The sequence below is a fragment of the Dactylosporangium sp. CA-139066 genome (genome assembly GCF_050936175.1).
Taxonomy (GTDB): domain Bacteria; phylum Actinomycetota; class Actinomycetes; order Mycobacteriales; family Micromonosporaceae; genus Dactylosporangium.
Genome location: NZ_JBNJNH010000002.1, coordinates 796,970 through 818,696, shown reverse-complemented (window position 1 = coordinate 818,696; position 21,727 = coordinate 796,970). Strand labels below are relative to the sequence as shown.

The 21,727-nt window shown below is 71.7% G+C and carries 18 protein-coding genes; 11 read left to right on the top strand and 7 right to left on the bottom strand.

Annotated features, from left to right (window positions below; genetic code table 11):
- Window position 1: 1 nt before the first annotated feature.
- A complete protein-coding gene (locus tag ACQEVU_RS48495) occupies window positions 2-424 on the bottom strand; it encodes an ester cyclase (RefSeq protein ID WP_433336864.1) in 423 nt (140 codons plus the stop codon).
- Between ACQEVU_RS48495 and ACQEVU_RS48490 the strand changes: the two genes are divergently transcribed.
- Window positions 323-763 (top strand): TetR/AcrR family transcriptional regulator C-terminal domain-containing protein, encoded by a 441-nt coding sequence (locus ACQEVU_RS48490; protein WP_433336862.1) that lies wholly within the window; start codon window positions 323-325, stop codon window positions 761-763. The genes ACQEVU_RS48495 and ACQEVU_RS48490 overlap by 102 nt on opposite strands.
- Window positions 764-1,115: 352 nt before the next feature.
- Here ACQEVU_RS48490 and ACQEVU_RS48485 read toward each other — a convergent pair whose 3' ends face one another.
- The gene (locus tag ACQEVU_RS48485; protein WP_433336860.1) at window positions 1,116-1,943 is read right to left on the bottom strand and encodes an NAD(P)H-binding protein; all 828 of its coding nucleotides are present in this window, start codon (window positions 1,941-1,943) and stop codon (window positions 1,116-1,118) included.
- A gap of 58 nt (window positions 1,944-2,001) precedes the next feature.
- Here ACQEVU_RS48485 and ACQEVU_RS48480 point away from each other — a divergent pair, with 58 nt between their 5' ends.
- Window positions 2,002-2,406 (top strand): winged helix-turn-helix transcriptional regulator, encoded by a 405-nt coding sequence (locus ACQEVU_RS48480; protein WP_433336858.1) that lies wholly within the window; start codon window positions 2,002-2,004, stop codon window positions 2,404-2,406.
- Here ACQEVU_RS48480 and ACQEVU_RS48475 read toward each other — a convergent pair.
- Together ACQEVU_RS48475 and ACQEVU_RS48470 are read right to left on the bottom strand one after the other, a co-directional pair.
- On the bottom strand, window positions 2,363-3,034 hold the full coding sequence (locus ACQEVU_RS48475; protein WP_433336856.1) for a hypothetical protein: 672 nt from the start codon (window positions 3,032-3,034) through the stop codon (window positions 2,363-2,365). The genes ACQEVU_RS48480 and ACQEVU_RS48475 overlap by 44 nt on opposite strands.
- The gene (locus ACQEVU_RS48470; RefSeq protein WP_433336854.1) at window positions 3,024-3,719 is read right to left on the bottom strand and encodes an ATP-binding cassette domain-containing protein; all 696 of its coding nucleotides are present in this window, start codon (window positions 3,717-3,719) and stop codon (window positions 3,024-3,026) included. Before ACQEVU_RS48470 ends, ACQEVU_RS48475 begins: the two co-directional genes overlap by 11 nt.
- A gap of 109 nt (window positions 3,720-3,828) precedes the next feature.
- Here ACQEVU_RS48470 and ACQEVU_RS48465 point away from each other — a divergent pair, with 109 nt between their 5' ends.
- Window positions 3,829-5,487: a sensor histidine kinase gene (locus ACQEVU_RS48465; protein WP_433336852.1), complete on the top strand. Its 1,659-nt coding sequence runs from the start codon at window positions 3,829-3,831 to the stop codon at window positions 5,485-5,487.
- A 113-nt stretch (window positions 5,488-5,600) separates the two neighbouring features.
- Window positions 5,601-6,269: a response regulator transcription factor gene (locus tag ACQEVU_RS48460; RefSeq protein WP_433339704.1), complete on the top strand. Its 669-nt coding sequence runs from the start codon at window positions 5,601-5,603 to the stop codon at window positions 6,267-6,269.
- Window positions 6,270-6,420: 151 nt separating this feature from the next.
- Here ACQEVU_RS48460 and ACQEVU_RS48455 read toward each other — a convergent pair whose 3' ends face one another.
- Window positions 6,421-7,050, bottom strand: a complete 630-nt coding sequence (locus tag ACQEVU_RS48455) for a hypothetical protein (RefSeq protein WP_433336850.1) — start codon at window positions 7,048-7,050, stop codon at window positions 6,421-6,423.
- A 189-nt stretch (window positions 7,051-7,239) separates the two neighbouring features.
- Between ACQEVU_RS48455 and ACQEVU_RS48450 the strand changes: the two genes are divergently transcribed.
- The 4 genes from ACQEVU_RS48450 to ACQEVU_RS48435 all read left to right on the top strand — a co-directional run bounded on the left by ACQEVU_RS48450 (window position 7,240) and on the right by ACQEVU_RS48435 (window position 12,360).
- Window positions 7,240-9,138 carry an IPT/TIG domain-containing protein gene (locus ACQEVU_RS48450; protein WP_433336848.1) on the top strand — a complete coding sequence of 633 codons (1,899 nt, stop codon included), beginning with the start codon at window positions 7,240-7,242 and terminating at the stop codon, window positions 9,136-9,138.
- A 185-nt stretch (window positions 9,139-9,323) separates the two neighbouring features.
- Window positions 9,324-10,289, top strand: coding sequence for an efflux RND transporter periplasmic adaptor subunit (locus tag ACQEVU_RS48445; RefSeq protein ID WP_433336846.1), 966 nt, complete (start codon window positions 9,324-9,326; stop codon window positions 10,287-10,289).
- On the top strand, window positions 10,286-10,981 hold the full coding sequence (locus ACQEVU_RS48440; protein WP_433336844.1) for an ABC transporter ATP-binding protein: 696 nt from the start codon (window positions 10,286-10,288) through the stop codon (window positions 10,979-10,981). The genes ACQEVU_RS48445 and ACQEVU_RS48440 overlap by 4 nt, the downstream gene beginning before the upstream one ends.
- A complete protein-coding gene (locus ACQEVU_RS48435; protein WP_433336842.1) occupies window positions 10,978-12,360 on the top strand; it encodes an ABC transporter permease in 1,383 nt (460 codons plus the stop codon). Before ACQEVU_RS48440 ends, ACQEVU_RS48435 begins: the two co-directional genes overlap by 4 nt.
- Window positions 12,361-12,500: 140 nt before the next feature.
- On the opposite strand, the gene ACQEVU_RS48430 is transcribed toward ACQEVU_RS48435, so the two are convergent.
- Window positions 12,501-14,783, bottom strand: coding sequence for an AbfB domain-containing protein (locus ACQEVU_RS48430; RefSeq protein ID WP_433336840.1), 2,283 nt, complete (start codon window positions 14,781-14,783; stop codon window positions 12,501-12,503).
- A 200-nt stretch (window positions 14,784-14,983) separates the two neighbouring features.
- Window positions 14,984-17,827, bottom strand: coding sequence for a PQQ-dependent sugar dehydrogenase (locus ACQEVU_RS48425; RefSeq protein WP_433336838.1), 2,844 nt, complete (start codon window positions 17,825-17,827; stop codon window positions 14,984-14,986).
- Between the two features lie 628 nt (window positions 17,828-18,455).
- Between ACQEVU_RS48425 and ACQEVU_RS48420 the strand changes: the two genes are divergently transcribed.
- The 3 genes from ACQEVU_RS48420 (at window position 18,456) to ACQEVU_RS48410 (ending at window position 21,727) form a co-directional block, all read left to right on the top strand.
- Window positions 18,456-19,100, top strand: a complete 645-nt coding sequence (locus tag ACQEVU_RS48420; RefSeq protein WP_433336836.1) for a DUF6230 family protein — start codon at window positions 18,456-18,458, stop codon at window positions 19,098-19,100.
- A 67-nt stretch (window positions 19,101-19,167) separates the two neighbouring features.
- A complete protein-coding gene (locus ACQEVU_RS48415) occupies window positions 19,168-20,643 on the top strand; it encodes a DUF6114 domain-containing protein (RefSeq protein WP_433336834.1) in 1,476 nt (491 codons plus the stop codon).
- Window positions 20,644-20,950: 307 nt separating this feature from the next.
- A complete protein-coding gene (locus ACQEVU_RS48410) occupies window positions 20,951-21,727 on the top strand; it encodes a hypothetical protein (protein WP_433336832.1) in 777 nt (258 codons plus the stop codon).

Genomic DNA, 21,727 nt, shown 5'->3' with positions numbered 1-21,727 from the left:
TTCAGCCGGCCGTCGGCCAGTCCCATCCGAGCTGCAGAAACATCCCGAGCCGGTCGCTGACGGCGCGGATCTCGGAGATCTTGCCGTCGCGGATGGTCAGGATCCAGATCTGCTCCACCTCGCACGAGCGCCCGGTCGGCTCCGGCATGCGCGGGTGGAAGCCCGTGTGCGTCCCCCGCACGACCAGCCGCGCGACCACGGTGTCGCCCTCGGCGATGAGCTGCTGGGGGAACATGCCGCCCTCGCCGAACGCCTCGAGCTGCCGGCGGAACCCCTCGAACGCCGCGCCCGGCTCGTCCTCCTCGCCGAAGATCACCTTGTTGTGGTCGATGACGTCGGCCGCCATGTACTTCCCCCAGTCACCGATCCGCCGCTCGCTCACGGCCTGAAAGAAGTCGGCCACGACCTGCTTGTTCGCGTCCATTGGATCGTTCGCCCGGCGGTGACCCCGGCCACGCTGGACGCGGTCGAGGCCGGCCTTCGCATGCTGCGCGCGGGCGGGTTTCCGCTCGGGATGGCGGTGGACGCGCTGAACAGCCTGACGCTGTTCGTGCTCGGTCACGCGGCGGCTGAGGTGGGCATCGGGACGTCGTCGTCCGGCCCCGGCTCGCCGGACTGGCTGGCGAGCCTCGACGCGGACCGGTACCCGTTGCTGCTGGAGTCGGTGCGCTCGGGCGCCGGGGTGGATGACGCGGCGCGGTTCACGTTCGCGGTGGAGTCTTTGCTGGACGGCTTTGCGGCGCAACTGGTTCGCGGGTCGTGAGTGTTGCGACAAGTCGGGCGCTCCGCGCCGCGACTTGTCAGATTTTTCGCCTGTCGGGCGAAAAATCCGGCCAAAGGCCAGCGCAGCCGAGTCGCGCCGCGTGGCGCCTGATTCGGTTGCGCTGGCCTCGCCGACTTCGTTCGGTGGCGCTTGCTCGTCGCGCCTCGCTCGTCGCGCTTGCTGGTGAGCTCGGTTCGGTTGCGCCCTCGCTGGGCGGCACCCGTTTACAGGGCGGCACCCGCGCGCGACGTGCCGCGTCTCGGTCCGGGCCGGGTCCGTGCCTGACGGCGGCCGCCGCGCCTTGTTCGCGGCCGGCGCCGTGCCCTGACGGTGGACGCTGCGCCGCGGGAGGTCAGACCTGCACGCCCGCGAGGAACTCCTCCAGCGACGTCGTCGGCCGCCCGATGAGCCCGCTCAGCTCCCCGGTCACGACGTCGAGCGCCCCCTTCGCGATCTCCCCGTCCGACTGCGCCAGGGTCTCGGCAAACCCGGCCGGCACCCCGAAGCTGATGAGCGTCTTGGCGTAGTCCTCGACGGGCAGGTCGCGGTACGACACCGGGGTCTGGAAACGCTCGCTGAGCGCCGCCGCGAACTCGCTCATCGTGAACGCCCGATCCCCGCCGAGCTCGTAGGCCCGGCCCTCGTGCCCGGGCGTGGTGGCCACGACGGCGGCCGCCGCGGCGAAGTCCGCCCGGGTCGCGGCGGCGATCCGCCCGTCGCCCGCCGAACCCAGGACCGCGCCGTGCTCAAGGGGGCCGGCCAGGTTGCCGGTGTAGTTCTCGAGGTACCAGTTGTTGCGCAGGAAGGTGTACGGCAGCCCGGAGGCCTGGATAAGCTCCTCCGTCGCCTTGTGCGACGGAGCGATCGGGATCGGGTTGGTGTCCGCCCGCGTGATGCTCGTGTAGATGATCCGCCCGACCTTGGCCGCGACCGCCGCCTCGACCACCGCGCGGTGCTGGGCGGCGCGCCGGCTGCCGAGCTCGCTCGCCGACACGAACACGAGCGCGTCGGTGCCCTCGAACGCGTCGACCAGCGTCTCCGGCCGGTCGTAGTCGCCGAAGCGGGCCTCGCCGCCGACGGTCTCGGGGCGGCGGGCGATGGCGCGCACGTCGTGCCCCTTCAGCTCGGAAAGGATCAGTTTGCCCAGGTGCCCGGTCGCGCCGGTGACCGAAATCTTCATTTCTGGATCGTAGGCACTAACTTTTAGAAAGTGCAAGCCATCGGGTTATCGTAGTGACATGTCCCTCGAGCGGCTCGTGTTCGACGTCTTCGCGAAGAACTGCACGTCGCGGCCCGTCATGGAGAACGTCGCCGGCAAGTGGGGCATCCTGACCATGGCCGGGCTGCTCGCGGGCACGCATCGCTTCAACGAGCTGCGCCGGCGCGTCGACGGCGTGAGCGAGAAGATGCTCTCGCAGACGCTGCACGCCCTCGAGCGCGACGGCCTGGTGGTGCGCGAGGTGGTCACCGCGATACCGCCCCGGGTGGAGTACAGCCTCACCGACCCGGGCCGCCGCATCGCCGTCAAGCTCGGCGAGCTCATCGACCTGCTCGAGGCCGAGATGCCGGCGATCACGGCGGCCCAGGAGCGCTATGACGCTAGGGAAGATCCCGCTGTTGTACCGCAGCAGCCGCACCCGTGAAGACCAGCACGTAGCCGGCCAGCACGAGCGCGGCCGTACCCTGCGTGAGCCCCGCCCCCGGCATGCCGCCCAGCGCCGTCGCGGCCCGGAACGGCAGCCAGCGCGCCCCGTCGTCGCCGACCAGCTCCGCGGCCACGCCCTCGATGAGCGCCAGCCAGGCGAGCGCGCCGGCGATGGCGGCGACCTGGTTGCGTACCAGCGCCCCGATTCCGACCCCGATCGCGGCGAACGCGGCATTCCAGCCGACCGCGCCGGCCAGCGTGGCATACGGCACCGATGACGTGCTCCGCACGAGGACGAGCACGAGCGCGACGGCGCCGCCGGCGATTCCGAAGCCGATGCCCATCATGGTGTACACCATGAGCTTCTCCACCAGCACCCGGCGCCGCGACGGCGTTGAGAGGTAGGTGTCGGCGATGGTGCGGTGGCGGTACTCGCCGGCCATCGCCATGATCCCCAGCACGAGCGGGAACAGCGCGGCGAGCCCGGCGTGCGCGGCGGCGCCGGCCGCGTCCTCGGGGTGCTTCGCCAGCCGGCTCCCCGCGCCGGCCGCCACGAGCGCGAGCGCCGCGACGAGCAGCAGCCACGGCGCCCGTACGGTGGTCAGCTTCCTGATCTCAGCCCGCATGCCCGGCCTCCGTCGCCTGCAGGAACGTGTGCTCCAGGTCGGGCCCCGCCGCCCCTTCGTGCCGTAGCCGCCCCTTGTCGACGATCACCACGTGGTCCGCGGTCTGCGCGACCTCGGCCAGTACGTGGCTGGACACGAGCACGGTCCCCCCGCTCGCCGCCCGGCGCCGCAGCAGGGCCCGCAGCCACGCCATGCCCGCCGGGTCGAGCCCGTTGGCCGGCTCGTCGAGGATCAGCAGCCCCGGGTCGCCCAGCAGCGCGCCGGCGAGCCCGAGCCGCTGGCGCATGCCGAGGGAGTACGTGCGGACGCGCCGATGCGCGGCGTCGCTCAGCCCGACCTCGTCGAGCACCTCGTCGACGCGCCGCATCGCGATGCGTGCCGAGCCGGCGAGGATCCGCAGGTGGTCCCGCCCGCGCCGCCCCGGGTGGAACCCGCCGGACTCCAGCACCGCGCCGACGGTACGGCGGGGTTCGCGCAGGTCGCCGTACGGCCGCCCGTCGATGAGCGCCTCGCCCGCGCTCGGCCGCGCCAGCCCGACGAGCATCCGCAGCGTGGTGGTCTTCCCGGCCCCGTTCGGCCCGAGAAACCCGGTGACCGAGCCCGCCGGAACGTCGAACGTCAGCCCTTCCACGGCGGCGACGTCGCCGTAGCGTTTGGTGAGATCGCGTATGCGTACCGATGTCATGCCGCCGACGATCGCCGGTTTCGCCGCCTGAGTCGTCGCCCGCCCGCGGCATTGCGAATACCGCAGGCGTGGGACGTTTTTGTCGTACCCCCCGCCTACCGTGAACCCCATGCGGATCGACCTCACCATCGCGCTCATCGTGGGCGTCGTCGTGCTGGTCACCACCCACGGCGCCCCCACGACCGGCCCACTCGAGCCCGCGGCCCTGACCGCGCTCGTCGTGGCCTGCGCCGCCCTGGTCCTGCGCCGCCACCACGCGCTCGCCGCGTTCCTGACCAGCTCGATCGCCGCCGAGGTCTACCTGGTCCTCAACCACAGCGGCACCAACGGCGCCCTGATCCTCGCCGCGCCGCTCTACGCCCTCTACACGGTCGCCGAGTCCCAGAGCCGCCGCCGCGCCCTGACCATCGGCGTCCTGGCGGTGTCGGCGTTCGCCGGCCTGCACATGCTGGCCAAGCCGTCATCGTGGCTGGGCGCCGAAAACCTCGCGCTGGCCGCGCTGGGCGCCCTGGCAGTGGCCGCGGGCGACGGCGCGAGAAGCCGCCGCGAATACCTGGCCGAGGTCGAGTCCCGCGCCCACCGCGCCGAGCTGGACCGCGAGGCCGAGGCCCTGCGCCGCGTCACGGAGGAGCGCCTGCGCATAGCCCGCGACCTGCACGACGCCGTCGGCCACCAGCTGGCCCTGATCAACGTCCAGTCCGGCGTCGCCGCCCACCTCCTGGAGTCCCAGCCCCCACGCGCCCGCGAGGCCTTGTCCCACGTCCGCGCGGCGTCCCGCACGGCCCTGTCCGAGCTGCGCGACACGATCGGCCTGCTGCGCCGCCCTGACGACGACCCGCCGCCGCTCGACCCGCTGCCGGGACTCGCCGGTCTGCCGGACCTGGTAGCGGCCTTCCGCCGCTCGTCTCACCCACCTTCGCCGCTACCTTCGCCGCCTGTTGCAGCGCGGCCCGCCGCGCCCCAGGCTGCCGCCGGATCGCCAGAGCCTCCTTCAGCGGGTGCCGTCGCTGCACCGCCAGCGCCCGCTTCAGTGCCGCCCGCGGCGGGCCACGCTGTCGCCGCACCGCGGGGCCCGATCCCAGCGCCGGTTTCGGCGACGCTGTCCGTCGGGCCGCATGCGGCCGTTCCAGCGGCAGCGTCGGCTTCCCTCGCCCCGCTCGTCTCGCCGCAATGGGAGCGTGCGGAGGTGCCGGCTCGTCCGGACCTGGCGGATCGGTTGGTGACTGTCGAGACGGTGGTGACCGATTCAGCGGATGCAATGGTGGTGCCGACGGCGGTGGACCTGACGGCGTACCGGGTGATCCAGGAGTGCCTGACCAACGCCTGCAAACACGCGGCGCTCGCACCCGTCCACGTGCGTCTGCGCTACACCCCCGAGTCCCTGGAACTCCGCGTCGACAATGCCCCACCGAGCGGTCCGCCTACGGCCGCCCGGATGGAGGCCGGCGCAACCGGGCACGGACTCGTCGGCATGCGCGAGCGCGTGGAGGCGCTGGGCGGCCTGCTCGTCGCGGGCCCGCGTCCGGACGGCGGCTTCCGCGTCACGGCCATCCTGCCGCGATCGGTCCGATCCGCACCGCTGCCCGACACCGGCCATCGCCCGCCGCGGGCCGACGATCCGCGCACGCGCCAGGGTTCCGTATCTGTCCGCCTCTGGGGCGCCCTGCTGCGACCGGCGGCGATCGGCCGGGCGTGGCGGCTGCTCGGCGCCCGGTTCCGCCCGCGGTGGACAGCCACCGCTCAACCGCCGCGGGAGGTGAGCGAATGAGTGGCCGGCCCGAGCCGAACTCACCCGACGACGATGCACCGCACCGTCCCGACGAGGTGACGAGCCGTGGCGGCGGGGTTTCGAGCCCTGCCGGCGGGGTGGGTGGGCGTGAGGTGATCCGGGTGGTGCTGGCCGACGATCAGCCGCTGATCCGCAGTGGGTTCCGGGTGTTCGTCGAGGCGGCCGAGGACATCGCGGTCGTGGCGGAGGCCTCCACCGGCCGGCAGGCGGTCGAGCTGGCGCGCTCGGCGCGGGCCGATGTGGTGCTCATGGACATTCGCATGCCCGACCTCGACGGGCTCGCGGCGACGCGGCTCATCACCGGCGATCCCGACCTGGCCGGGGTGCGGGTGCTGATACTGACGACGTTCGAGGTCGACGAGTACGTCTTTCAGGCCCTGCGTGCGGGTGCCGGCGGGTTCCTGGGCAAGAGCGCGGAGCCGGACGAGCTGCTGGCCGCCATCCGTACGGTGCACCGGGGCGATGCCCTGCTCTCGCCCGCGGCGACGCGGAGCCTGATCGCGCGGTTTCTCGCCGAGCCGGTCGCGCGGACGCCGGCCGACGCCGCGCGGGCGACGCTGCTCACCGAACGCGAGCGGGAGGTCGTGGGGCTCGTGGCGACCGGTATGTCCAACGACGAGATCGCGGCGCATCTCGTGGTCAGCCCGCACACCGCGAAGACCCACGTGAACCGGGCCATGACGAAGCTCGGCGCGCACGATCGGGCCCAGCTGGTGGTGATCGCCTACGAGTCCGGCCTGACGCGCGTACCAGGGCGCTGACCCCAACACGGGCAGCGCCGAACGGGGCAGGCGCGCCGGGGCGTTTCCCGAACGCGGCCCGGCGCCGACCCAGGCTGACCCGCGCACCCGAGGGACGGACCTTGCGCACCTGAGGGACCGAACCGAACGTACGGCCGAGGTTGGCGAAGGGTCAGACGGCTGCTGCCACCGTGGCGATGCCGGCGCCGACCAGTGCGAATGCCCAAACCCGGTCCAGGTTGACCCAGTTCGAGCGGAGAATGCGCAGGCCCACGGCCTGGTACACGAGCAGTGCCACGCCGCCGGCCACGGTCACCATGGCGGCGGTGTGCACGGCGGTGGCCAGGAAGCCGCCCCACAGCGGGGTGGCCGCGGCGTGGTGGGCGTGCGGCCCGGGGGCGGCGGCGCCGGCGACCAGGATCGGGACCAGCATCAGGCCCGCGCCGTGAATGCTCGACATCAGGAACGACCAGCCCGTCAGCTGCAGCGGCGTGAGGCGCAGGCCGGCGCCGTGGAAGTGGCGCTGCGACAAGGCGTGCCACAGGCCGAAAGCGACCAGGACCGCGCCGCCGCCGATGGCCACGGCACGGGTTGCGATGACCGACTGCAGGGCGGCGACCAGGCCGGCGATGACGAAGATCGACGCGGCGTGGCCGGCGGCGATCGGGGCCAGGGCGCGCAGCATCGCGAGCCGGCTGCGCTCCTGGAAGCCGATCGCCACCGCGAAGAGCCAGCCCATGCCGGGGTTCAGGCCATGGAAGGCGCCCATCGCGAAGAGGGCCAGGACGGCGGGCGTCGACATCAGCCGACACAGTACGAGCTGCGGGCGGAGTTCGTCACAAACATGCGACGAGCGCCGCGGGGTGAATTCGACGGGTTGCCGAAAACCACGGAGGGTGTCATCCGGTCGGCTCGGATCCGGGCCGGGGCCTCAGGGGCGGGCGGCGGGGGCCGATGGCGCGGTACCCGGTCCCCCACCCGAGGAGCATGGATGCGCCTTCTGAGAACAGCCCTGGGCCTGGCCTTGGCCGCCGGTGGCACCCTGGCCGCGACCGACCCGGCCGCCGCCGCCACAACCTCCCTGCCGCACGCGGTCGGCGGGTTCGAGGCCCCGACCACCCGCGTGAACGCGTCGAGCGGGCCGATGATGCGGTCCCTGGACGTGCTGCCCGACAGCGCCACCCTGATCAGCAACCTGCCGCCGGTCGGAGACCAGGGGCAGATCTCGTCCTGCGTCGCCTGGACCATCGCGCACACGATCATGGGGTACTACGCCAAGCGTGACGGCAACGCCGGCGCACCCTACGCGCCCCTGTACCTGTACATGCGCTCCGTCGCCAAGGGTGGCGCGCCCAACCAGGACCTGTACCCCGACCAGGCGCTGACCGAGGCGACCGCCAACGGCGTCGACACGCAGGACGACTACATCCAGGGCACGCTCAACTACCAGCAGCCGCCGACCGCCGCCGAGATCGCGAACGCGGCGAAGTACAAGCTCTCCGGCTGGCAGACGCTGTGGGTCGGGCAGAACCAGGGCGACAAGGCCAAGTCGGCGATCAAGACCGCCATCGCCGGTGGCTCGCCGGTCGCGATCGGCATCCCGGTGTTCCGGGACTTCATGTACCTGAACAGCAACAAGTTGTACACCACCCTGACCGGCAGCAGCCTCGGCGGGCACATGATCACGGCGTACGCCTACGACGCCGACGGTATCTGGATCCGCAACCAGTGGGGCACCGGCTGGGGCGCCTCCGGCGACGCGCACCTGTCGTGGTCGTTCGTCACCACCGACGTCCAGGCGGCGTTCACGGTGAACGGGCTGAGCACGACGGCGACCGGGGTGGCCGCGCCGAGCGTCACCTCGCTCTCGGTGGCCAAGGGGCCGGTGAGCGGCGGCACCAAGGTCACGATCGCCGGCGCCAACCTGTCCGGGGCCACGGCCGTGCGCTTCGGCGACACCCCGGCCACGTTCAGCAAGACCGAGACGGGCGGCGTCACGACGCTGGTGGCGACCGCGCCCGCGCACGTCAAGGGCGTCGTCGACGTGACCGTGACGAGCGCCGGCGGGGTCAGCGCGGCCGGCGCCGCCGACCGCTTCACGTACGTGCCGGCGGCCCCGGCCGTGACGAAGCTCAGCGCGGCGGCGACCTCGACGCTCGGCGGCGCGACGCTCACCGTCACCGGCACCGACCTGTCCGAGGCGACCGCGGTGAAGCTCGGCTCCGCCGCGGCCACCGGCGTCAAGGTCCTCTCGCCGACGTCGGTGACGTTCACGGTGCCGACCGGCCTGGCCGCCGGCGGGTACGACGTCACCGTCACCACCCCGTACGGCACCAGCGCCGTCACCGCGGCCGGCCGCCTCACCCTGGTCGCGCCGCCCGCCCCGACCGTGACGAAGCTCAGCGTCGGCGGCGGCCCGACCGGCGCGACGACGACGGTCGTGGTCACGGGTACCGGCTTCGGCACCCTCAAGTCGGTGACCGCGAGCGGGGTCAACGTGCCGTTCACGCGCCAGTCCGAAACCCAGGTCACGCTCACCATGCCGGCCCACCCGGCCGGGAAGGTCACGCTGAGGTTCACCAACGCCGGCGGCTCGTACGAGGCGACCGCGCTGCCGTTCGTCTACGCGGCCGCGCCGGCGGTGACCTCGCTGAGCCCGAGCGCGGGCGGCGCCAAGGCGGCCACGACGGTGGAGCTGACCGGGACGGGCATCGGCGGCGCGACGAAGGTGACGGTGGGTGGCGTCTCGCTCACCTTCACCAAGGTCTCCGACACGAAGCTGCGCGTCGTCCTGCCGCCGCACCCGGCCGGCGCGGTGACCCTGCAGGTGACGACCCCGAACGGCGTCAGCGCCACGTCGGCGGGCGCCACCTACACGTACCGCGTCTGAGTCTGACAACCACCAGCGGCCCCGCCCTCGTCTATTCGAGGTGCGGGGCCGCTCTGCGTCCGGGCCCGGCACGGTGGGTGGTTTTTCCGCTCTCACCCCGTTACGGGGCAGCCGCGATGCCGACCGGCGGCTACCCTTTGGCGAACTTCGATCGGACCGCGAAAACCTGCGTAGGGAGTTGCCCGGTGCGAAGATTCCTGCCGTTCCTCGCCGTGCTCGCGCTCGCTGCCGGCTGTACCCCGTCCGCCGCGTCGCAGCAGGCGCCGCCGGGCATGGCCGATCGCGGCACGGCGGTGACGACTGCCAAGCCGACCCGTCAGGACCTGACCAACCGCGTCAGCCTCAGCGGCAAGGTCGAGCTCGGCCCCACGTTCGGCCTCGTCGCGCCGATCGACGGCGAGGTGCGCTACCTCGATGTGAAGGCGCCCAACGGCACGCCGACGAAGCCGACGAAGGTCGCCAACATCTGGGTCAACGGCAAGGCGACCGCGATCGAGGTGCCGGCCGGTTCGGTGTTCGCCGGACGTCTCGTCGACGACCGCTCGAAGGTGACGGCCGGCATGCCGATCGTGTCGGCGCGGTACGCCGGCTACGGCATCGTCGCCGACATCGACGGCGCCAAGGCCTACCAGGTCTCCGACTCGCTGCAGTCGGTCACGGCGCAGATCAAGAGCGGCCCCGGGCCCTTCCCGTGCAACGTGCTCGGCACGCTCGCCGCGCTGCCGGCCGGCACGATCCCGGAGCCGCCGGCCCCGGCGGTCAACCCGAGCGCGACCGCGCCCGCCCCGCAGCCCACCAAGGGCCAGGCCCAGCAGCCGTCGGAGTCGACCGGCATGCGCCTGGTCTGCGCCGGCGCGGCCGACGTCAAGCTCATCAACGGCGCCGCCGCGACCGTCGAGGTGATCACCGCGAAGGTGACCGGCGTGCTGGTGCTGCCCATCGAGGCGGTCGCCGGCTCGCAGGGCAAGGGCCAGGTCGAGGTCGTCAAGGCCGACCAGAGCCGGGAGATCCGCGAGGTGACGCTGGGGCTCACCGACGGCAAGGTCATCGAGATCAAGTCCGGCCTGACCGAGAACGAGACGGTCTCCGTGCCCGGACCCAACATCCCGGCCGCGAAGGGCGGCGGCGACGGCCAGGTGAAGCCCACGTGACGCCGATCATCGAGCTGGCCGGGATCACCAAGACCCTCAAGGGCCAGCAGGAGCCGCGGGTCATCCTCGACGGCGTCGACCTCACCGTCGGCGAGGGCGACAGCGTCGCGATCCTGGGCCGCTCCGGCTCGGGCAAGAGCACGCTGCTGAGCCTCATCGGCCTGTTCGACCGGCCCGACTCCGGGATGTACTTCATGGGCGGCCGCGACCTGTCCCGCATCTCCGAGCGGCGCGCCGCCGCGCTGCGCAGCGCCGAGTTCGGCTTCGTCTTCCAGCGCTTCTTCCTGCTCAAGCACCTCACCGCCGCCCAGAACGTGGCCATGGCGCTGGTCAACGGCCAGGGCTGGCTGCCGCGGCGCAAGCGGCGCGCCCGCACGCTCGAGGCGCTGGACCAGGTCGGCATCGCCCACCTGGCCAAGCACCGCCCGGCCCGCCTCTCCGGCGGCGAGCAGCAGCGGGTCGCGATCGCCCGGGCGCTCGTGCGCCGCCCGCGGCTGCTGCTGGCCGACGAGCCGACCGGCGCGCTGGACACCGAGACCGGCAACCTCGTCATCGAGGTGATGCGGGCCGCCACCGACCGCGGCTGCGGCCTGATCCTGGTCACCCACGACCACGCCCACGCGGCCAAGATGAGCCGGGTCCTGCGCCTGGCCGACGGTGTGCTGCACCAGGTCGAGCGGGTGCCGGCATGATCAGGCTCTCCGGCCGGTTCCGCTCGGCGCTCATCATCGGCCTGCAGGGCATCCGGGCCCGCAAGATGCGCACGTTCCTGTCGATGATCTCGCTGTTCCTGGGCGTGCTGGCGGTCGTCACCGTCCAGGCCGGCGCCGAGACCGCCCGCACCCTGCAGCTGGCCGACATCGAGCTGCACATGGGCAAGGACGGCACACACCAGATGTACATCCCGCCGATCGGCGACGCGATCAGCGTCACCCGCGACACCCTCAAGGGCCAGCCGGGCGCCGCCGCGATGTACTCGCTGCAGGCGATCATCGGCGAGCCGAAGGTCAAGCCGATCAACCCCGGCGGCTCGCCGCTGGACCACCCCGAGATGTACGGCGGGTACGGCCCCAACGCCAAGTACGAGATGCAGTGCGACGACACCGGGAACAACTGCCGGCCCGTCCCGGTCGACGACGGCGCCGAGGCGCCGCCCGGCGCGGCCGTCGAGGTGCAGATGGTCGCGATGATCAACGACGTCCGCCAGTTCCGGCCGTACCGCATGGTCGCCGGCTCCTGGCTGGACTTCTCGGGCCTGCCGTCGTACTCGCCGCGCATCGTCATCAACAAGGCCGCGGCGATCGGCTTCGAGCGCTATCGCATCCCGGCCGAGATGCGCCTCGACGGCGCGAACGCCAACCCGACCCCGCGCATCGTCGGCGTCGTCGACGACGGCAACGACATGCAGCCGATGGCCTACGCCCGCGCCGACGAGATCGACAACTGGACGGCCCCGGCCGACAACGGCACCGCGCAGGCCGCGACCGACGGCCCGGCGGGCAAGCCGATGTTCATCAGCAGCGGCCCGCCGCTGCAGGTGCTGCTGTCGCCGGCCGCGGGCGAGACGGAGAGCCTGCTCACCCGCAAGCTCGTGGCCGCCGGCGTGCCGCGCGAGGCCCTGCACGTCGAGGTCGTCAACGCCCGCAAGAGCATCGAGCAGGAGCTGGCGATCCTGCGGTACATCTTCCTGGGCATGGCCGGCCTGGTCCTGCTCATCGGCGTGGCCGGCATCCTCAACGTCGGCCTGGCCACGGTCGGCGAGCGGGTCGAGGAGTTCGCGCTGCGCCGCGCGGTCGGCACCCCGCGCGTCCTGCTGGCCGGCATCGTGCTGGCCGAGACCCTGCTCACGGGCCTGCTGACCGCGGCCGCCGCGATCGGCGTGGCCGCCGCGGCCATGAACGTCGGCATCCGCATCCTGAGCGACCGCGTCCCGCAGCTGCACGACATGGGATTCCCGTGGCAGGCCGGCGTCGCCGGCGTGATCGCGGGCCTGATCGCCGGCCTCCTCGGCGGATCGATCCCCGCGATGCGCGCCGCCCGGATCCCGATCGCCACGGTGATGAGGGCATAACCGCTCCGCTCGGGCGCGCCGGGGGTTCCCACCCCGGACCCCCCATGCTCGCGTTGCTCGCACCAAAAACCCGGTGCGTTCTTGCCATCGCGGACGCCGGCCCCCCCGCCAACGCGAGGGGCCGGTTTCGTAACCGTGCTCTATGGCGCCCAGGGGGCGTCGACGGACCAGGTCGTGTCCTCGACGAACAGGCCGGCGCCGTCATACGGGTTGGGGCCGCCGGGCGTGGCCAGCCACAGCTCGGCGTTGTAGTGGCGCAGGTACTGACCCGGGAAGTTCCAGGCGGTCAGGCGCACCCCGCCCGCGGCCTGCTGCGCGCACCACGTCGCGTCGGCCTTGAACAGCGCCGAGTTGTCGTTGGCGTCCTTGCGCACCCGGAACGCCTGGTGGCGCAGGTACTGCCCGGGGTAGTTGCGCGACTCGAACGAGTAGCAGGACGAGTCGGCCAGGCCGGGCACGACCCGCCACGTCGCGTCCTGCTTCAGCAGCGCGCTGCTGCTGGCGTCGACGACCTCGGTGTAGCCGAGGCTGTTCTGGTGGCGCACGTACCGGTTGGTGCAGCACGCCGTCGTCGCCCGCAGCGACTTGTACACGCCGGTCTGCAGCGTCGCCGGAGCCACCGGGTTCGACGATGCGGCGATGAGCGCCTGGTTGCTCGCCCGCAGCCGGGCCGCGTCGACCTTGGTCACCTGCCGGTCGTACGTGAGCAGGCCGTTGCTCTCGTTCTCCACGTCGGTGATCTCGGTGTACACCGAAGCGGAGAGCCCCTGCGGCAGCCCGCCGGTGCGCAGCTGCTCGTAGAGCCCGTTGAGCCGGTCGTTGAGCCGCGCCGCGCTCGCCTGGTCCTCGTAGGAGAACCCGTTGCCCGGCGACCACTCGTGGCCCGACGCCCGCAGGCCCAGGCCGCCGAACTCGCCCAGGACCGCGGCGCGCGTGCCCGACGGGCGGGTGGCCCCGGGCCCGACGTAGATGTGGTTGTCGAGCACCGAGCCGTTGCCGCCGTCGACCGAGCCGCAGCAGTTCACGCCGCTCATGTTGTCGACCAGCCGTGACGGGTCGTAGGCCTGCACGTCGTTCGCGATGCGGGCCTGGTCGTACTGCCCCCAGCCCTCATTCTCGTCGACCCACATGACCAGGGCCGGCGAGCTGCGGTGCTGGTCGATGATCCGGTGGAACTCCGCCTCCCACTGCGTGCGGGCCGCGGTGTCCGGCGTCTTGCCGGTCGGCATGGCCGGCATGTCCTGCCACACCAGGAGGCCGAGCTGGTCGGCGGCGTAGAACCAGCGCTGCGGCTCCACCTTGATGTGCTTGCGCACCATGTTGAAGCCCAGGTTCTTGTGCGCCTGCAGGTCGGAGCGCAGCGCCGCGTCGGTCGGCGCGGTGTAGATGCCGTCGGGCCAGTAGCCCTGGTCCAGGGTGCCGGTCTGGAACACGAACTGCCCGTTGAGCAGGATGCGCAGCTTGCCGTTGACCGAGCCGACGGAGATCGAGCGCATGCCGGCGTAGCTGCCGACGGAGTCCACCACCGTCGTGCCGCTGCGCAGCTCGACCTTCACGTCGTAGAGGAACGGGTCGTCCGGCGTCCAGCGGTGCGCGTTGGGCACGGAGACGGAGAACGCCGTGCCGGCGCTGCCGCTCGCCGAGCCGACCGTCGCGCCGCCGGCCGAGACCGTGGCGGTCACCGTCTGCCCTGACAGCCCCGCGGCCTGGGCGGTGACCGAGAGGGTGTTGTTGGACAGGTTCGGCACCAGGTCGACGCGGGTGATGCGGGCCGTCGGCGTCGGCTCCAGCCACACCGTCTGCCAGATGCCGGAGGCGCCGGTGTAGAAGATCCCGCCGCCGGCGTGCGGCAGCACGTCGTTGCGCCGCTGCTTGCCCACGGCCTGGCTGCCCGCGTCCGTCGGGTCGTACACGCCCACGACGATCGTGTTGGTCCCGCCGTTGAGCAGCGCGGTGATGTCATAGGTGAAGGCGTCGTAGCCGCCGCTGTGCACCGCGCCGGCCTGCGTGCCGTTGACCCTCACCGTGGTCTGGAAGTCCACGGCGCCGAAGTTCAGCTGGACGCGGCGGCCGCTCCAGCTTGCGGGGATCGTAAACGTCCGGCGGTACCACATCCGGTCGTTCTCGGTGATCTTCCGCTGGATGCCGGAGAGCGCCGACTCGACCGGGAACGGCACCCGGATCTGCTCGCCGAAGGTGCCCGGCGGCGTCGTCTGGCCGCTGCCGGTGACGGCGAAGTCCCAGATCCCGTTGAGGTTGGCCCAGTCGGCCCGGGTCATCTGCGGGCGCGGGTACTCGGGCAGCGGGTTGGTCGTGGACACCGAGTTGGTCCACGGCGTGGTCATGGGCGGGGTCTTGGGGGTCCAGGCGCTGGCCGGCTGTGCGGAGGCGACCAGCACGCCGGCGGTGGCGATGAGGGGCACAAGCGCCAGCCCAATGCTTTTGAAGAGCTTGGGCCTACCTTCGGATAGCTGCATGAGAGGACTCCTCGAGGCATGCCTCGACCGCGGTGGCGGACCGCGGCCGATCCGTGGGGGCGCGCAAGCACCCCCACGGACCAACACATCCACTCATGTTCAAACGAGAACTGTCAACCTACAGTGTTACGTTCTACTAGGGACTCTCACGCTCCAACGAGATCGAACTTCTCCCACGGCCCGATCGCGGTTCGGTTGGCGATGAGCGAGCCCGCCCCGTTGTTCTCCGCGGTGACGTACATGTTGTTCACCGTGGCCTGCAGGCTCTCGCTGCCGTCCGAGTTGCGGATCAGGTTGAACGTCTCCCACGATCCGGCCGTCGCACGGTTGGCCAGCAGCGGGTTGGCGCCCGCGTTCTCGGCGCAGACGTACTGGCTGTTCGACCTCGCCCGCAGCGCGATCTTGCCGCCGCCGAGGTCGATCATGTCGAACTGCTGCGCCGTGCCGATCGTCGAGGAGTTGGCGATCAGCGCGGTCGTCGCGTTCGGCGCGGACACGTACAGGTTGTTCGTCAGCGACTTCAGGCTCACCACCGGCGTGCTGGACGTGCCGGTCGTGAACGTGAAGGCGTCGAGGTCGAACAGGTTGCCCGCGCCGCCCTTGAACACGAGGTACAGCGTGGTGGCCGTGCTCGGCGCGCCGGAGATGTTCGCCGTGACGTTGGTGAACGTGTCCCAGCTGCCGGTCGGGGTCACCGTGGCGGTGCCGAGCAGCGTGCCCGTCGCCGAACCGGCGCGGACCTCGATGGTGCCGCCGGCCCCGGCCGAGGAGACCCGGGCGGTGAACTGCGTGGCGTTGTTGAGCAGGTACGGCGAGAACGACACCCAGTCGTTGTTGTCGATGAAGCCGACCGTCGAGCCGCCCTCGGCCGTGGCGTGGCTGGCGATCTGGATGCCGCCGTTCTGGGCGGCGAAGTGCTCGCCCTGGCGGTGGCGCGGCTGCAGCGTGTTGATGCCGTGGCCGGTCAGCCCGCCCTTGTCCGTGTAGGAGGCGTCGAAGATGCCGAAGATGTTCGCCGCGGCGTCGTGCTCACCGTCGACCGGCACCGTGATGGAGCCGGTGCAGCCCGTCTTCGACGTGATCTGGTGCGAGTGCTGGTCGTGGCCGAGGAAGTACGTGACCGTCACCTTCGAGCAGTCGATCGTGCCGTCCTCGGGGTCGGTCACCGTCACGTTGAACGGCACCGTGTCGCCGAAGCTGAACAGCTGGCCGTTGGCCGGCAGCGTGAGCTTCACCGTCGGCGCCGTGTTGCCCACCGTGATGACCGTGCTCGCGGTGCCGGTGAGGCCCTGCGGGTCCTTCACCGTCAGCGTCGGGGTCTTCGTGCCGTTCGTGGTGTAGGTGAACGACGGGTTGGCCGCGGTCGAGTCGGTCGTACCGTTGCCGTCGAAGTCCCAGGCGTACGTCAGCGCGCCGCCCTCGGGGTCGGAGCTGCCCGCCGAGGAGAAGTTCACCGTGAGCGGGTTCGGCCCGGAGGTCTTGTCCGCGGTGAGCTTCGCGATCGGGGCGCGGTTGCCGCCGCCGATGTACTCGACGCGGTACAGCGCCTGGTTGTTCGACCCGGTGCCGTAGTCGAGCACGTAGAGCGCGCCGTCGGGCCCGAACGCCATGTCCATGACCTGCGTGCCGGCCCACGGGAAGGTCGAGATCTCGCCGGGCGAGCCGTCGGCGTTGATCTTGACCGGCTTGATCCACTTACGCCCGTACTCGCCGGCGAAGAAGTTGCCGTCCAGCGACTGGGGGAACTTCACCGCCGAGTTGAGCGAGGCGTTGTAGCGGTACACCGGGCCGCCCATCGGCGACTCGGAGCCCGTGCCGAACTCCGGCGGGGTGCCGGCGTCGCCGCCGTAGCGGATCCAGCTGGGCTTGGCGGCCGGCAGGGTCGTCAGGCCCGTGTTACGGAACGAGTTGTTCGTCGGGCCGCCCGCGCAGTTGTACTTCGGGCCGGTGACGTTGGCGGCGAAGTCCCACTCGTTGTAGGTCTCCGACGTCGTGTTGGTGCCGGTGCAGTAGGGCCAGCCGAAGAAGCCCGGCCCGGTGACCCGGTCGAACTCGACCTGGCCGTTGGGGCCGCGGTTCGGGTCGGTGGTGCCGGCGTCGGGGCCGTAGTCGCCGAGGTAGACGACGCCGGTCGGCTTGTCGACGCTCATCCGGAACGGGTTGCGGAAGCCCATCGCGTAGATCTCCGGGCGGGTCTTCGCGGTGCCCGGGGCGAACATGTTGCCGGCCGGGATGGAGTACGTCCCGTCGGTGTTCGGGTGGATCCGCAGCAGCTTGCCGCGCAGGTCGTTGGAGTTGGCCGCCGAGCGCTGCGCGTCGTACTGCGGGTTGCGGTTGGTCCGCTCGTCGATCGGCGCGTACGACGCCGACTCGAAGGGGTTGGTGTCGTCGCCGGTGGTGAGGTACAGGTTGCCCTGCGCGTCGAAGTCGATGTCGCCGCCGACGTGGCAGCACAGGCCGCGGTCGTTGTCGACCGTCATGACGACCTTCTCGCTGGTCAGGTCCAGCGTGTTGTCGGCCTTCATCGTGAACCGGGACAGGTTGAGGTGGCCCTTCCACGCGTTGAAGTCGGTGGCCGTGCCCGTGGCGGGTGCGTCGCCGGACGGCGTGGACAGGGTCGGGGAGTAGTACAGCCAGACCCACCGGTTGGTGGCGAAGCCGGGGTCGACGGCGACGCCCTGCAGGCCTTCCTCGTCGTGGGTGTACACGCTGAGCTTGGCGGCGACCTTGGTGTTGCCCGCGGCGTCGGTGACGCGGACTGTGCCGTCACGGGCGGTGTGGATCACCGTGCGGTCGGGCATGACGGCCAGGGACATCGGCTCGCCGAGCTCGGCGCTACCGAGGGCCAGCTGGACGTGCTGATAGTCGCTGGCCGGGAGGGGAATCGCGGCGGCAGCCGGGGCGTGGGCCACGGCCGCCACGACGGTGCCGCCGGCGGCCAGGGCGGCTGCGGTGAGCAGCCGCCGCCACCGGCGCGGGGATGGTGCCATGTGCGGTGTCCTTCCTGAGCTGATGGGGTTCCAGCCAGGCAAGACGCGCGCCGACCGCGCTTGCGATGAGCAGCCGCTGGACTCGGGGCGCCGAGCCCTTTGTCGCGCGGGGATCTAACGTTTCGGGCGGATGGCGGCCACCCTCGTTAGTTATGGGGCTTAACTAACCACCGGGCCCGCCAACTGCGCAATGCCGAGTTTTTCGAGACGCGGCCTTTGTGGCCTTTGCACGGAAACTGATGGGGTTCGATATCAAAAAAGAACCTCCGGAGTTTGTCGTTACGAAACCGTGACAAAGCCCAAGATCGGCTACCTGTGGTGACGATCACAGCCGATGTCTGTCCGAATTGCAGGACTTTGAGGGGTGGTCGCCGCCCGGAAGATCCCCGTCACCGACTACGCAGCGTGCGAATTTCGCCCGAACGGGGGTTACCGGTCAGTAATCACCGACCTTGTACGCGCGCGAGGGACCCGGCAACATCGTCCGCACGCCCCGACCCGGCCTTTGGCACACCTTGGAACTCCGCCCCCGGCTGCGACCCGGAGGCCGGTCCCGGCCAGCGCGAAGCGAGCGCCCGCACGGCAGGAGCGCCGCACCATCAGCACCCCGCGACAAGAGGAGCCCTACGTGTCCGTAGCTCAGGGCAGCGCGGTGAAGGGCCGCACGCGATGGAAGCGTTTCGCTACCGTCGTCGTGCCGGCCAGCTTCATCGCCGGCGCCATCGTGTTCGGCCAGGCGACCGGCGCCATCGCCGCGTCGTTCAACGTCTCCGGCAGTCAGTTCAAGGTCTCCGCCGACCGGCTCGAGGGCACCGGCTTCGTGCAGTACGGCGGCGTGGCGACCGAGAAGGGCGGCAACCCGAGCGACCCGTACGACCCGAAGAACCACCTGGTCGCCGTCTCCGGCATCGCCAGCGCGAAGCTGTACAACCTCTGCCAGTCGGTGAAGATCCCCGGCCTGCCGGCCAGCATGGTGATCCACGCCGGCAAGGACAAGAACAACCCGGCCGAGGCCACCGACCTGCTGATCAACATGTCCTCGCTGCAGGGCGACGCGACGTTCAACAACATCCAGATCGGCATCGACGCCTCCGACCTGTCCAAGGGCGGCGCGAACGCGAAGGGCCTGCAGGGTGGCTTCGCCCAGCAGGCGGACAGCGTGACCATCACCGGCCTCAAGCAGGTCGCGTGGTCCACCACCGCCGGCACCTTCAAGCTGAGCGGCCTCGACCTGAGCGTCTCGACCGGCGCGAAGCCGGAGGAGTGCTTCTAACCGCTCGACCAGGGCCCGCGGGTTCGCCCGCGGGCTTCCTGTTGTACATCTCGACCTGGAGGACGCAGTGACCACCTCGCGCGCCGCGCACGCGAAAGACCGTGCGAACAACGGTGGGTGGGCGCTCTATCGCCCCTTCTGGGGCGGGCTCTTGATGCTCCTGTCGGGCCTGGAGCTCTTCCTCAGCGGCAACATGCATCTGGCGCTGGAAGTCCACTTCGGCCCGACCGGCTTCCTGTCCTACGTCCTGCCGCTGATGATGCTGCTGTGCGGGGCCCTGTCGTGGTTCACGCCGCAGCAGCGCCTCTTCTACGGCATCCTCGGCACCGTCGTGGCGCTGTACTCGCTGATCGGCCTCAACCTGGGCGGCTTCTTCCTGGGAACGGTGCTCGGCCTGGTCGGTGGCGGCCTGACGGTGGCCTGGACCCCGGACGCGGACTCCGCCCCGCAGGCCGCCGACCCGGCCCCGGAGGGCGAGGAGGAAGAGGACGGCCGCCTCGACGACATGCTGGACGATTCCGGCTACGCCCCGGAGCGCCCCACCTCGGGCGTGCTGACCGACGAGCTCCCGACCACGCAGGTCAGCCCGCTGCACTCGTATGGGGAAGGTTTCGGTGCCGGAAGCGCCGATGAGCAGCTCCCCCCACCCCACGGCCCAGGTGAGCTCCCGAAGCGCCGTCACCTGGGCCCGCTCCTGATGGCCGTCGTCCTGACGGCCGCGGTAGTAGGCGCCGCCCACCGCACCGGCGAGGCCTTCGCGGCCCCCGCCGCCTGCCCGTCGTCGTCCCCGGCCCGATCCACGGCGGCGAAGCCGGCCCCCGGCGCCACGACCGCCGCGACCGACCCGACAATCCAGCCGGCGGCGACGCCGACGCCGACGCCGTCCCCGGCGAAGACGGAGGAGAAGCCGGGCGGCCTGTTGGGCTGGTTGAACGACCTGTTCACGGGCGGCGACAAGAAGGAAGAGGAGCAGAAGGCGGAGGCCAGCCCGTCGCCGAGCATCACGGAGTCCCCGAAGCCGCCGGCCTCGGCCAGCGCGACGGCCAAGCCGACGGCGACGCGCTCGGCCCCGTGCGCCTCGGCCAGCGCCTCGCCGACCCCGAACAACAAGAAGGCCGAGGTCGCGGCGGGCCAGCCCTTCGTGGCGGCCGAGCCGTCCATCCTGAAGGCCGACGTCATGACGATGGACGACCTGACGTACGACGGCGTCGCCGAGCTGCCCCGCCGGGACGGCACCAAGGTGAAGGTCCTGGCCTTCTCGATGAAGAACTCGGTGTCGACCCCGTTCGAGCTGGACACCCCCGGCGCCGGACGGCTGCTGCTCACGAAGAGCAGCAAGCTGACGGTGGAGGGCAACGTGAAGTTCTACACCACGAAGTTCTCGGCGAACGTGCTCGGCCTGCTGCCGCTGACGTTCACCCCGTCATTCCCGCCCCCGCCGATCCCGCTGCCGGGCTTCTACACGGCCTGCACGATCGAGCTGGTGTACGTCCAGTCAAACATCCTGACGGCCCCGGACATGAACATCGCGTACGCCGCCTGAGCACGACCCTTTTCCGTGACCCCTCGTCGGTGGTAGTCGTAAAGCCGGCCGACCGGCGAGGGGCGCGCGATGAGACGAGTGACGCGGTGATCGATCGGCAGGACCTCAGCGCCTCGGGCGCCGGCGCGGTGGCGGTGAACGTCGGTGCTGGCGGCCGCCGGCGAGCCGGTGCGACGCGCACCAGCTGGGCCGGTTCGCCGCCGTCGACGATACCGACTTCGGCGACGGCCTGCAGCACCTCGCCGCGCGGCCCGGCCTGGCCGACCAGGACGGCGGCTACGCCCTGCGCCACCTCGCCCGGCACCTCGTGCGCGCCGGCCGCCCCGACGACCTGCACCGGCTGCTGTCGGCGGACACGCCCACGGGCCCCGGCGGCCGCACGAACGTCTGGTTCGCCGCGCACGACCGGGCCGGCACGCTGGACGAGTACCTGCTGGCCCTCGACCTCGCCGCCGGGGCCGCGCAGGCGGCGCCCGACCGCCACGGCGGCCTCGGCGCCGAGATGCGGTACGCGCTGATGCGGGCCAGCGTGCACACCATCACCAACAACCTCTCGCCGCCGCTGCTGCGCCTGCTCGTGGAGCACGGCGTCTGGGACGTGCGCCGCGCCCTGAGCCACGCTCGCCGCCTGGCCGATCCCGGGACGCGTCATCAGGCCCTGGCCGGTCTGGTGCCCCACGTGCCGGCCGAGGCCCGGTCCGCGGTGGTGGGCGAGGCGCTGCGGGCGGCCGAGGCCATCACGGACCCGTACTCCCGCGCCGTCGCGTTGACCGGCCTGGCATCGTGCGTGCCGCCCGATCGCGCGGGTGTGGTGGTCGACCTGGCACTGCGCGCCGCCGCCGCCATCACCGGCGAATACCTCCGCGCGGCCGCGCTGGCCCGGCTGGCTCCCCTCCGGCCGGTCGCCGAGGTGCTCGATGCGGCGTTCCGGGCGGCCGTCGGCGTTACCGACGCGTATTCCCGGGCCAACGCGTTGACCGGGCTGGCGCCCAATCTGCGGGCCGATCAGCTGTTGCCCGCGCTGCAGGCCGGCGGCGACATCCCGCCGGAGTTGGCCCTCCGCCGTGGTGCGGCGGCTGGGTGA

Bases quoted from the DNA above. Each gene is read 5' to 3' on its own strand.
- ACQEVU_RS48435 (WP_433336842.1), top strand. From the start codon at position 10,978: ATGATCAGGCTCTCCGGCCGGTTCCGCTCGGCGCTCATCATCGGCCTG.
- ACQEVU_RS48450 (WP_433336848.1), top strand. From the start codon at position 7,240: ATGCGCCTTCTGAGAACAGCCCTGGGCCTGGCCTTGGCCGCCGGTGGC.
- ACQEVU_RS48475 (WP_433336856.1), bottom strand. From the start codon at position 3,034: ATGCGGGCTGAGATCAGGAAGCTGACCACCGTACGGGCGCCGTGGCTG.
- ACQEVU_RS48470 (WP_433336854.1), bottom strand. From the start codon at position 3,719: ATGACATCGGTACGCATACGCGATCTCACCAAACGCTACGGCGACGTC.
- ACQEVU_RS48495 (WP_433336864.1), bottom strand. From the start codon at position 424: ATGGACGCGAACAAGCAGGTCGTGGCCGACTTCTTTCAGGCCGTGAGC.
- ACQEVU_RS48485 (WP_433336860.1), bottom strand. From the start codon at position 1,943: ATGAAGATTTCGGTCACCGGCGCGACCGGGCACCTGGGCAAACTGATC.
- ACQEVU_RS48425 (WP_433336838.1), bottom strand. From the start codon at position 17,827: ATGGCACCATCCCCGCGCCGGTGGCGGCGGCTGCTCACCGCAGCCGCC.
- ACQEVU_RS48455 (WP_433336850.1), bottom strand. From the start codon at position 7,050: ATGTCGACGCCCGCCGTCCTGGCCCTCTTCGCGATGGGCGCCTTCCAT.
- ACQEVU_RS48480 (WP_433336858.1), top strand. From the start codon at position 2,002: ATGTCCCTCGAGCGGCTCGTGTTCGACGTCTTCGCGAAGAACTGCACG.
- ACQEVU_RS48465 (WP_433336852.1), top strand. From the start codon at position 3,829: ATGCGGATCGACCTCACCATCGCGCTCATCGTGGGCGTCGTCGTGCTG.